The 11262-nt window shown below is 72.3% G+C and carries 10 protein-coding genes; 7 read left to right on the forward strand and 3 right to left on the reverse strand.

The features are described from left to right. The first annotated feature begins 12 nt into the window (after positions 1-12). Positions 13-960, forward strand: a complete 948-nt coding sequence (locus ACFVHB_RS36060) for an SDR family NAD(P)-dependent oxidoreductase (RefSeq protein WP_380330896.1) — start codon at positions 13-15, stop codon at positions 958-960. 370 nt (positions 961-1330) lie between these two features. Here ACFVHB_RS36060 and ACFVHB_RS36065 read toward each other — a convergent pair whose 3' ends face one another. Further along, positions 1331-1897, reverse strand: a complete 567-nt coding sequence (locus tag ACFVHB_RS36065; RefSeq protein WP_380330899.1) for a hypothetical protein — start codon at positions 1895-1897, stop codon at positions 1331-1333. A gap of 741 nt (positions 1898-2638) precedes the next feature. Beyond that, the gene (locus tag ACFVHB_RS36070; RefSeq protein WP_380330902.1) at positions 2639-3061 is read right to left on the reverse strand and encodes a hypothetical protein; all 423 of its coding nucleotides are present in this window, start codon (positions 3059-3061) and stop codon (positions 2639-2641) included. 393 nt (positions 3062-3454) lie between these two features. Here ACFVHB_RS36070 and ACFVHB_RS36075 point away from each other — a divergent pair, with 393 nt between their 5' ends. The 6 genes from ACFVHB_RS36075 (at position 3455) to ACFVHB_RS36100 (ending at position 10302) form a co-directional block, all read left to right on the forward strand. Beyond that, entirely contained in the window at positions 3455-3784 is a 330-nt protein-coding gene (locus tag ACFVHB_RS36075) for a helix-turn-helix domain-containing protein (protein ID WP_380330904.1), read from the forward strand. Positions 3785-3791: 7 nt separating this feature from the next. Beyond that, positions 3792-6023, forward strand: coding sequence for a hypothetical protein (locus tag ACFVHB_RS36080; RefSeq protein ID WP_380330906.1), 2232 nt, complete (start codon positions 3792-3794; stop codon positions 6021-6023). After that, positions 6020-6718: a helix-turn-helix domain containing protein gene (locus ACFVHB_RS36085; protein WP_380330909.1), complete on the forward strand. Its 699-nt coding sequence runs from the start codon at positions 6020-6022 to the stop codon at positions 6716-6718. Before ACFVHB_RS36080 ends, ACFVHB_RS36085 begins: the two co-directional genes overlap by 4 nt. Positions 6719-6771: 53 nt before the next feature. After that, positions 6772-7032: a hypothetical protein gene (locus ACFVHB_RS36090; protein ID WP_380330912.1), complete on the forward strand. Its 261-nt coding sequence runs from the start codon at positions 6772-6774 to the stop codon at positions 7030-7032. A 59-nt stretch (positions 7033-7091) separates the two neighbouring features. Then, positions 7092-9416: a Helicase associated domain protein gene (locus tag ACFVHB_RS36095; RefSeq protein ID WP_380330915.1), complete on the forward strand. Its 2325-nt coding sequence runs from the start codon at positions 7092-7094 to the stop codon at positions 9414-9416. Between the two features lie 637 nt (positions 9417-10053). Further along, positions 10054-10302 carry a hypothetical protein gene (locus ACFVHB_RS36100; RefSeq protein ID WP_380330917.1) on the forward strand — a complete coding sequence of 83 codons (249 nt, stop codon included), beginning with the start codon at positions 10054-10056 and terminating at the stop codon, positions 10300-10302. A gap of 281 nt (positions 10303-10583) precedes the next feature. Here the strand turns inward: ACFVHB_RS36100 and ACFVHB_RS36105 are convergent, their stop codons facing one another. Next, entirely contained in the window at positions 10584-11042 is a 459-nt protein-coding gene (locus tag ACFVHB_RS36105) for a WD40 repeat domain-containing protein (protein ID WP_380330920.1), read from the reverse strand. Positions 11043-11262 lie beyond the last annotated feature (220 nt).

Raw genomic sequence — 11262 nt, forward strand, 5'->3', positions numbered from 1 at the left:
TGGGAGCCTGGCATGGGCGAGACGTGGACGACAGCGAACATTCCGGACCAGCGCGGGCGGGTGGCCGTGGTGACCGGGGCCAACACCGGACTGGGGTACGAGACCGCCAAGGCGCTCGCCGAGCACGGGACGTCCGTGGTGCTCGCCGTGCGCAACGTCGAAAAGGGCATACAGGCCGCGGCCCGCATGACCGGCGACGTGACCGTGCAAGCGCTGGACCTGACCTCGCTCGACTCCGTGCGGACCGCGGCGGCGGCGCTGCACTCCCGGCTCAACCGGATCGACCTGCTGATCAACAACGCCGGCGTGATGTACACCCCGAAGCAGACCACCGCCGACGGTTTCGAGATGCAGTTCGGCACCAACCACCTCGGCCACTTCGCGCTCACCGGGCTGCTGCTTGACCTGATGCTGCCGGTGCCCGGCTCACGCGTGGTGACGGTCAGCAGCACCGGCCACCGCATCCGGGCCGCGATCCACTTCGACGACCCGCACTGGGAGCGGTCCTACAGCCGGGCCGCCGCCTACGGTCAGTCCAAGCTGGCCAACCTGATGTTCACCTACGAGCTGCAGCGCCGGCTCGCCGCGCACGGCACCACCATCGCGGTCGCCGCCCATCCCGGCGTGTCCAACACCGACCTCATCCGCCACACCCCCGCCGCGCTCCGCCTGCCCGTCACCTGGCTCGCGCCGCTGATCACCCAGACGCCGGCCATGGGCGCCCTGCCCACCCTGCGCGCCGCCACCGACCCCGGCGCGCTCGGCGGCCAGTACTACGGTCCCGGCGGGCGCAACGAGATCAAGGGCCACCCCCGACTGGTCACCTCCAGCCCGCAGTCGTACGAGGTGGCCGTCCAGCAGCGGCTGTGGGCCGTCTCCGAAGACCTCACCGGCGTGAAGTTCCCCGTCCTTCAGCCCCAGCAGAACTCGGTTCCCTCCGGATCGGCCATCACGATGTAGCCCGCGCTGGTAGGAGGCGCCGGCTCGTCCGGCGCTCCGCCGCTCGACGGTCGGCGCGAGCGAGAAGAGCCGCTACCGGAACATGCGGAAGCCGCGTCCGCGTAGCGGCGGGACGGTGACCCCCGCTGAGCGCCCGGACCAGGGCGCACGGCTGCGCCGCTCCACACCGCCCGGCCCGTACACCCCCACGGCTTCGGGCACCGAGGCGTCGCCGCTTCGCGTGGCCGGGCGCGTACACAGCCCGGCCGCCCGGCCGTGCCCACCGGCGCCCGGAGGCGTCGTTTGGGCGGGCACGCTATGAGCCCGGGGCCGGGATCCTCTTCGCTGGGACCGGGTGGGCCACAGCGCCTGACCGGTTGGCCGGGTCCGGCTATCCGGCCGCTGGGCGCCCTACGGTCCACAGGTCTCCGGGACTGCGGACGAAGGCGCGGTGCGCGCTCATCTCCCGCTTGAGTCGGGCGGCCGGGATCTGGTGGCCGTCGCGGGCGAGTGCGTCCCGAAGCTCTCCCGGAGTCAGAGGCCTTCCGCACCGGGCGAGGTAGCGGGCGGCCAGCTGCTCCCCGTTCGGGAAGGCCGGCGCCTCCACCACGATGAGCGAGTCGCTGAGACTGGCGTGCTCTAGCGGCGCGGCCCGGCCCTGCTCCAGCAGCGGCTGCCCGAGCGCGCGCAGGCGGGCGGGGCGCTGTCGCCAGTCGGGCCCGCGTAGGTATCCGCGCTTGTGGCAGAACCACAGCACGGCGCTCACGGCGGCGGCCGACAGGACGGGGTGGCTGGCCGCGACGGCGGCCAGCTCCTGGAGGCCGGCGCCGAACAGGCGTAGCGCGATGTCGATGAGCACCGGGGCGTCGGCGGTCGTGGCCTCCATGCCGGCCATGCGCGGCAGCGACTCGGCGACGGGGATGCTGTCGATGACCGCGAGGCCGAATCGGGAGAACACGCTGTCCTGGGTGATGACCACGCAGGGGCCGGGAACTCGGCCAGCGCCATGGTCGGCGCGTCGTCGGGGTCACCGCGGTGGCGTTTGTCCTTGGGGTGGGGGTGGGTGCGCAGGAGGTGCTTGGTCTGGGGGGCCAGGTGGTCGCGGATTTCCAGGTCGACCAGCCGCAGGGAAGGGCAGGATCTGCTCGTCCAGCAGCCGGCGCACCTGGTGGACAGGCACCTCGTAGTGGGCCGCGAGCTTGGGGAGGTGCTCCTCGATCTCGTCCGGTACGTGCGGGGCGATGGAGGGGTTCGCGCGGCCCGTGCGGGCCGGCGCGGTGTACCTGTCGGCCTGGCGGGCCCTTCTGCACGAGGTGGCAGGCGTCGGCCAGCAGGGCGTTGGTGTCGATGACGGGAAGCGGCATCCGCTGGAGCAGCACCATCGGGTTCAGCGCAGGGGTGCGCTGCGGCAATGGGAGTGCGGCGGTGCGCAGTTCGGGCGTCGTGGGCCGAGTCTGCTCGTCCCCGCCGACAGCGGGCCAGGGGTTTGTCGTGCACGAGGCCGGCACCGGGCGCCGCATCGAAATCCGACCACGGCCCCCTGCCGCCTTCCCATCAGTTGCGGCGTTTCCTCCCGCCGTTGTTGGTAACCGTCCCCGCCCCACCCGGCGCTGATGTCCTGTGACAGGCGATCTTGACCGATTGCCAAGCGATCTTGACCGTCGGATTCACAACCCTGGATCCGGTGTGTGGGTTGCTCCTACTGTGCCCCGCTGTCGAGGCGGCTGCAGGTGATGACCCGGCCCCGGGGGCCGTCGGATCTGCCCGTGGTGTTGACGTCGGGGAACGTCAGCACCACGGTCCCTTTGTCGTGCCTGACCTGCATGTTGCGGTAGTCGGCGTCCTGGCCGTCGGTCAGGCCGCCGGCCAGCTGGTAGTTCTTGGAGAGGGCGTCACCGGCCTGGTCGGGTACTCCGTCGATGGTGTGCGGCGGCTGGCGGCTCACCGTCGCGGTGAACCGACCCTTCTCGACGCTCCAGCTGCCGGGTGGTACCGGGCCCCCGCTGCTGCCTGTGATGTGCCAGGTGCCGTCCGCCCGCACGTCGATGACACCGCCCTTGCCGTTTTCGGCCTTGAACTCCCAGCGTCCCTGGAGGAACGCCAGCAGCGCCTGGTCCTTCACGCTTGTCGGGCCACTGCCCTTCCCGCAGGCGGCAGCCACCGAGGCGACCACGCCCACAGCCAGGCAGCGAAGCGCCGTGCGTCGTCCGACCAACCTGATGATCCGGCGATCCATGTCCGATTCCCCCTTCGGCCTCGGCGCAGTGTAGGCCCACCATGGGGCCGACCTGTACGGGACAAATTCTGCGAAAGGAATACGGCTTCACTCCCATCTGATCGACCTGCGGCCGTCAAGATCACTTGGCAAACGGTCAAGATCGCCTGTCAAAGGACAACTGACAGGCCGATTGGAAGGGTGAGCGCTTCAAGCGGCGCTTGATGAGATGTTTGTGCGAGTAAGTGTGCTGCCCACAATGAGGTGTTCTGTGCTAGCTTATTGGTTGGGAGGTATGTGATGTCTGAGATCTACGCGGCGGTCGATGCGCTGCTGGCCAAGGCCCGGGACGGCGGTGACCTGCCGGAACCCGCCGAGAGGGAGCGGCTGCGCAAGGCCGCTGGCCTGACCCAGGTCGAGGTGGCCGCGGCTCTGGACACCCGGCGGGAGACGTTCGCGAAGTGGGAGGCCGGCGCCGCCCAGCCGAGGGCGCCGAGGCGCGGCGCGTACGCCTTCCTTCTCGCGGGTCTGGCGGACATCCACGGCACCCGGGGCCCGGACGGCTGGCTCGCCCTTGCCCGCAGGGCCCGCCCGCTGGAGGCCGAGCCCGGTACGCGGGAAGGGGCGTGACGCCCTGATGGACCGCAAGTCGTACACCGCCGAGCTCGCCTCTCTGCGCGGGCTGCGCACCGAGATCACGGCTGCCGAGAAGGCTGTGGCGGCCGCGCAGAAGGAGCTGGACAAGCTCAACCAGCAGCGTGCGCGCCGGGTGGCCGGGCTGGCGGGGTACGAGGGTGCCCAGGCCGCAGCGGTCGCGAAGGCCTCCGGGTTGTCGGTCGGGGACGTGGTGCGGATCGCGCCGCTGCTGGACCCGACCCCGGCCACCGTCCGCGCCGCCAAGGCCGAGGACCAGGCCGTCGCCGCTGCACCCGCCCTTGCCCCGGAGGCCGAGCCGGTCGCCGAGCCTGCCGTCGCGGTTGCCCCGGCGCTGACCCGCCCCGCCGCCGAGCCGGCTACCGGGGAGACAGAACCCGGCGTACAGGCCGACTCCGCCACGTCCCCGCAGGGCCGGGCCGCTGCCGAGCAGCCCGCCCCGGCCGGGCCCGCTGTTGGTGCGCCAGTCGCCCCGGCAACTCCGGTCGCTGCGGTGGATCGTCCGGCCGTTGCCGTCGGTCCGCGCGAGCTGCCCACCCTCCCCGAGGGCGCGGCGGGTGCCCGCTTCGAGGCCGTGACCACCGGGCTGGTCTCCAAGCGCCCGAACTTCACGCAGCAGGCCCGAAGCACGGTGTTCCTGGACGCCGCGACCGGCGACCTCGCGGTCCGCGACCGCGTGGCGCGCCTGGACCTCGGCACCCGCACCCCGGGGGAGATCCTGGACGCCGTCCTCGCGACCGCCCCGGGCACGGAGCGGGTCTACATCACCGCCGGCGCTCCGTGGCACGACGGCGCCGAGCGCTACAGCACCCTCAAGGACGCCGTCGCCGCGTGGCTCAACACCCCGTCCGAGCGGTGGACCACCGCCGTCGGTGCGGGCCGCGACAAGCTCGCCGGGCACTTCGTCCACCAGCGCCAGCCCGTCGGCCGCTACGCCCCCGTCGCCGCGCCGGACAGCGGCACCACCGAGATCCGGAGCATGGGGGAGTGGTTCGACCCGGACGACGCCGACGTCATCACCTGCCGCCAGGCGTTCACGCTGCTGTGGCAGGCGCTGCGCCGGCACTGGGACGACGCGGTCCTGATGGGATCGCCGTCGCAGACCGGCCGGGACCTGTGGTCGCGCACCATCCCGACCACCGGCAAGTGGGCCGGCGGCTACCCGGTCCTCTCGGAGGAGCTGCGGGGTCTGCTGCATGCGACCGGCGGCCAGGGCCGGACCGAGCTGATCCTGCCCCCGCGGCTGCCGGAGCAGCTCCCGGCGCTGGTGGAGTACGACCGCACGTTCGCCTACGCCAAGCACCTGTGGAAGTCCCCGGTCGGCACCCCGCGCCGGATCACCGCGGCCGCGTTCGCGGCGATGACCGAGGCGGAGCAGACCAAGGCGTTGATGTCCTGCTCGCACTGGAACGTGCGCGTGACCGTCCCGGCCGGGTGGAACCACGTCGGCCTGCTGCCCGCCCCCGTCACCGGTGACCGCGCCTGGATCTACCCGGCCGAGCCGGGGACGACGTTCACCACCTGGGCCGGCGGTGCGGAGGTGCACCTCGCCCTGTCCAACCACATCGCACCGTGGAAGGTCGAGGTCCTCGGCGGCCTGCTGTTCGAGGACGGCAAGCCGCTCGACGAGTGGGGCAAGCGACTCAAGGCCGCCTGGGCCGACCTGACCAACCTCTCCCGCATGCACGGCGACGAACGCCAGCGGCAGGCCGCCTACCTCGCCTCCCGCGCTGTCCGCTCGGTGCTGCTGTTCGGCCTCGGCGGCTTCGCCCAGCGCCCGCGCCTGGTCTCCGGCACCACACCCGTCGGCGAGGCACTCCCCGCCGGCGTCGAGATCCTCGGCCAGGACAGCGACGTGGTCACCTGGCAGAGGCAGGCCGGCTTCTCCCGCGACCCATACGCCCACCCCGAGTGGGCCGCCTACGTCTGGTCCGGCGCCCGGGCTGCGCTGCTGGACATGAAGTACCGCCAGGGCAAGGAGGTCATCGGCCACGCAGGCGCCCTGCACGCGAAGCCCGGCACCGTCGTGTACTTCGGCACGGACGGCATCGCGCTGACCGAGCGTCAGCCCTGGCCCTACCGGGGCGAGCCCGGCGACTACCTCCTCAAGGGCCACCTCACCGGCCCCCTGCCGCATCCGGCCAGCCAGGAGGAATACCTGAAGCTGCGCGGCCAGGGCCGGGCCGAACTCGCTGCGAAGGGGACTGACCAGTGAGCCCGGCCGACCCGCAGAACCCGAACGAGGCCGCGCGCCTGACCCAGGAGCTGATCGAGCAGGGATTTACCAAGCGCCAGATCGCCAAGATGCTCGGCCGCGACGCCTCCCTCGTCTCCCAGTTCTTCACCAAGGGCAAGGGCGCCGCCTTCGTGAACGCGCTGCGCCAGGTGGTGCGGGCGGTGCGCGGCGGCGAACGCGACGCCGAGGCGCTCGGCGCCGTCGCCCGGGCGAACGTCGAGCCGCGCCGGACCAAGACCGGCCAGAAGGCGCGGGTGCGGGGCAAGGACGTGGTCGGTGAGGCCGGCGGGTCGATGGCAGGCCGGGCCGGGAAGCAGGCCATCAAGTCCGGCGCCTCCCACCTGGCCCCGGTCGTCCACGAGACCGGCCAGGCCGGCGGCCGGCTGGCGTTCACGGTGCGGATGAAGGCCGACCAGTTCACGTACTCGGCCGGCTCCACCGAGGACTCGCCGGGTCTGCGTCGCGGGTTCATCCCGCGCGCGGACGGCACCGAGGAGCGCACCTACGGCTCCGCCAGCACCGGTGGCTTCGACGCGGCCGAGTGGTCCCGGCGCGTCGCCGAGCACCACGGCGACGTCACCGAGGCGATGCGGGCCTGGCTGGTGGAGACCGGCCGCGCCGTCGAGGACGCCGACATCCAGTACCTGGAGGTGAGGGGCTGGGTGCCCGATTAGCCCGCCCGACAACCCGCCCGTACAGCAAGACGCCAGTTCCTTGAGAGGACTCCGTGACCACCCCCGACCGCCCCGCCTGGTTCACCGGCTCCGACGAGAAGCTCGCCGTGCTGCGCCGCGCCGCAGAGGCGCGCGGCGTGGTCCTCGACCCGGACACACCGCCCAGAGAGGAGGACGCCCAGGAGCTGACCGACGAGCTCGCGGATGTACTCCTGACCGAGCACTGCTTCGACGCCGACTGGGAGATCACGCCGTTCGGCGACCTGGTCGAGGGCCTGATCGACGCCCTCAACCTCTACGCCTACCCGGACTGACCTCACCCCGCGCACGCCCGCCTTCCGTACCATCCGGCAGACGAAGGAGAATCACCGCCGTGGAGACCACCACCGCCATCGTCGAGCAGGACGTGCCGGCCGAGCTGCTGGTCCCGGCGCAGCCGCTCGGCGCCGCGCAGGCCAACCCGTTGCCGTTGCACTGGTTCCAGAAGGACGCGGTCGCGGCCTCAGTGCGGGAGGTGAAGGACGGGGGCCGGGCGACGGTTGTCGCGGCGACCGGTTCGGGCAAGACGCTGATCGCGGCGGGCTGCGCGCGGCGCCTGTCCGCGCGGGGGCGGGTGTTGGTGCTGGTGCCGACGATCGAGCTGCTGGAGCAGACCGCGGAGGCCTGGTCGCTGCGGGGCGGTCGCCGGGGCCTTGCGGTGGCGGCGTGTTCGCGGGAGGAGGCGTTGGAGAGCGCGGAGGCCGGCGGCCGCGTCCACGCCCAGGTGACCACGCAGGCCGCGCGGATCGCCGACCTGGTCGCCAAGGAGAAGACCGGCGAACCCGTCACCGTGTACGCCACCTACGCCTCGCTGGAGCGCATCGTCCAGGCCCACCGCGACTTCGACGTGCCCGCCTGGGACCTGGTCGTCATCGACGAAGCCCACCGCACCGCCGGTTCCGAGGGCAAAGCGTGGGCCGCGATCCACAACGACGCCCAGGTCCCGGCGAAGCGCCGGCTGTACTTCACCGCCACCCCACGCATCCTCGACGAGGCCCGCATCCCCAACGAGGTGGTCGACGTGGCCGAAGGGGCCGTGATCTGCTCGATGGATGACGAGCGGATCTACGGCAAGACCTGTTTCACCTGGACGCTCGGGCAGGGGATCGAGCACGGCTACCTCGCCGACTACCGCGTCCTGGTCCCCGTCGTCACCGACGAGGACCTGCGCGACCTCCTCAACCTCCCCGCCGTCGCCGACCTGCGATCCCAGCGCACCAACGAAGACCTGCTGCGCCTCGCCCTGCAGATCGCGGTGCTGCGCGCCGTCGCCGGCCTGGAGCTGCGCCGGGTCATCACCTTCCACTCCCGGGTCTCCGCCGCGCGGGAGTTCGCGAACACCCTGCTGAACGCCTCCCAGCTGCTGCCGGACGCGGACCGGCCGGAGCGGATCTGGGCGAAGGCGATGGCCGGCACCGACCGGCTGCGCGACCGCCGCCAGGCCTTCGCCGAGTTCAAGGCCCACACCGGCGAGGACGGCGAGGAGTGCGGCATCCTCGCCAACGCCCGCCTCCTCTCGGAGGGCATCGACGTCGCCGCCGTGGACGCCATCTGCTTCGCCGACCCCAAGAGCTCAGTCATCGACATCGTCCAAGCCGTCGGCCGCGCGCTGCGCCAGTCCTACCGGCAGGGCAAGGTGTCCTGGATCATCATCCCGGTCTACCTGCCGACGCCAGCGGTCGGCGACGACACCGCCACGGCGCACCCGGCCGAGGTCCACGACGCCGGCGAGGCCGTGAAGGCGGAGGCCGACGCCGAGATCGAGGCCTCCAGCTTCCGCACGATCTGGCGGGTCCTGCGCGCCCTGGCCGCGCACGACGCCCGGGTGGTCGGCCGGATCACCGAGCTGCGCGCCAGCCGCTCGCAGGGCACCGCGCACACCACCACGACCACGGCGGACTCCGAGGGTGAGGCGGCGGAGGCCGGGGAGACCGAGCAGCCGGCGCCGCCGGTGGAGTCGCCGATCGAGTGGCTGCGGATCAACGCCCGGCACCATGCGGCCCGGATCCTCCAGACCGTCAAGCTGCGTGCGTTCAACCCCAGGGCGGTCGAATGGCAGCGCATGCACGCCGTCGCGGCCAGGTTCCACATCGAGCACGGCCACCTCGACCCCACCGACCGCGAGAAGCACGGCGAGCTGATCTCCTGGCTTACCCGTCAGCGCCACCTGAACGGGCAGGGCCTGCTCGACCCGGCCCGGGTGTCTGAGCTGGACGCGCTCGGCATGATCTGGTCGAAGAACGCCAACGCCTGGGAACGCGGCTACGCCTACGCGAAGGCGTTCCACCAGCAGCACGGCCACCTCGCGATCCCGGCGACCGCGAAGCTCGACGACTACGCGGTGGGCGCGTGGATGCGCCGCCAGCGCAAGGCCGCGGGCCTCACCCGCGACCAGGCCGCGAAGCTGGACGCGCTGGACGAGCTGTGGCGCCTGGAGCCGGACTGGAACCGCTCCTACCGTCGCCTGCTCGCCTACCTCGCCGCCGGCGGCACCCTCGACGGCCCGGCCAACCGCACCGGCGGCGAAGCCGACCCGACGTTCCGGCCCGGCACGTGGCTGCGCAAGCAGGACAAGGCCCGCACGGACGGGAAGCTGACCGACCAGCAGGCCGCGCTCCTGGACGTGCTGCACTGGCACACCGAGACCTTCGCCGGCTGATCCGTCCCACCCGCCGCCCGCCCGCCCGGGGCGGGCGGCCCACCCCGGAGGAGACGAGTGACCACCACCCAGCAGCCGCCCAAGGTGTCCTGGTACGCGCAGTGGACCTGCTCGTGCGGCGACGGCGGAGATGCACTGTTCGAGGACGGCAGCCTGGTCGACGCCGACCACGACTGTGACCAGGACGACGGTCCCGAGATCGGATGGGAGGGCCGGGCCGATTGCACCTGCGGCTGGTCCCTGGAAATTTCAGTTCGCCGACGGCGACTACGTCGAGGCCGACCACGACTGCAGCACCGACCGGTAGCACCACCGGCCCAGGGCGGCCCATACACCGGGCCGCCCTGCTCGCTACCCGCCCCACGCTCTCGACATCCCGGAGGCACCGCGTGATGACCGACACCACCCGCCTCGACCCGGCCCCGCCGCCGCAACCGACCGGCTGGAGCTGGGCCGGCACAGCAGCCGGCCTGCGCCCGCCGGCCGGGACCTGGGCAGCCCGATCCTCGACTCCCCGCTGGTGCGTGGCGCGATGTGACTGCGCTGGTCCGGCGACGACGGCATCCGTACCCTCCACCACGGCGTCGGCCTCGCCCGCGGCTGGACGGAGCGCGACGTCGACGGCCTGGACGGCTGGGTGGCCCTGGTCGACGGCCGGGTCGTCCTCGGTGCCCGCCCGGGCGTTGCCGTGCCGGAGCTCGTCGTGCACGCCGAGGCGTGGCAAGCCGGCGCGACGCTGCACGCCGCTCTTGCCCAGCACCCGGGCCGCCCCGACCACATCCAAGACGAGGAGGAGCCCGACGACCAGGAGCACGGGCTGCTCGGCGACGTCCGCAGCCGGGTCTACCACCGGGCGGCCGGGATGACCCTGGAGAACCTCCAGTAGGCCCTGGAACAGGCCCGGTTCGAGGAACGCTGCACCGACCGGCACGCCACCGCAGGCGACGAAACCGCCTACGCCACCGCAGCCGACGCCCTGGCCGAGTGGCAGCGCGTCCACGACCACACCGCCGCCACCCGCGCCGAGCGCTACGACGCTGACCACGACACCGCCCTCCAGCACGCGCTGCGCCGTGAGCGCCACCGCCGTACAGCGCCTTGGAACGCGCTGGCCGAAGGACACGAGCCCGTCGGAATGCCGCGGCTCCGGCTCACACGGCAGGGGGGTCATTGGGGCGGTCTGGTGTACTCCCAGTCCACGTCCCAGCACTGGACCGTGCCGTCGACGTCGGCCGAGACGGCATGGCAGCCGTCTGCAGATAGGGCCACGCCGAAGACCGGAGCGGTGTGGCCGCCTTCCAGGTCACACAGGAGGTCGCCGGTGCGGACGTCCCACAGGCGTACCTCATGGTCGGAGCCAGTCAGCAGAAGGTCGCCGGCGGGGGTCAGGGCGAGGCAGCTGACCGACTCGTCGGAGATCGTCTGTTCTCCCATGCCGACGTCCACGTGGGAGAGGCGGATGACACCGCGGTTGCTGAACGAGCCGTCGACGGTGATGACGACGCGTCCGTCCGTACTGGCCGCAACCCGTGTGGCCGAGGAGGGGAAGCGCATCGTGCGCAGTCGACGTCCGTTGCGGAGGTCGAGGACGCGGGACCGTCCGTCGTCGGCTACGGTGACCAGCACGTTCCCCGAGAGCGTGACCGCTCGGTGGCGTGGATCGTGCCAGGCGTGCAGCGGGAGGCGGGTTGACTGGTCCCACAGGAGGGCGGGCCTGCTGCGCTTGCTGTGGGTCAGGGCCAGTGGGCCCTTAGGGCAGGTATTCGGTCGTGATCAGTGGGCCCGGGTGAGGTCCTTGATCCAGATGACCGCGCCGCGGAGGTGGAGGCCGGCGAGGTAGCTCTCC

The sequence above is a fragment of the Kitasatospora sp. NPDC127111 genome (genome assembly GCF_042677465.1).
Lineage (GTDB): Bacteria > Actinomycetota > Actinomycetes > Streptomycetales > Streptomycetaceae > Kitasatospora.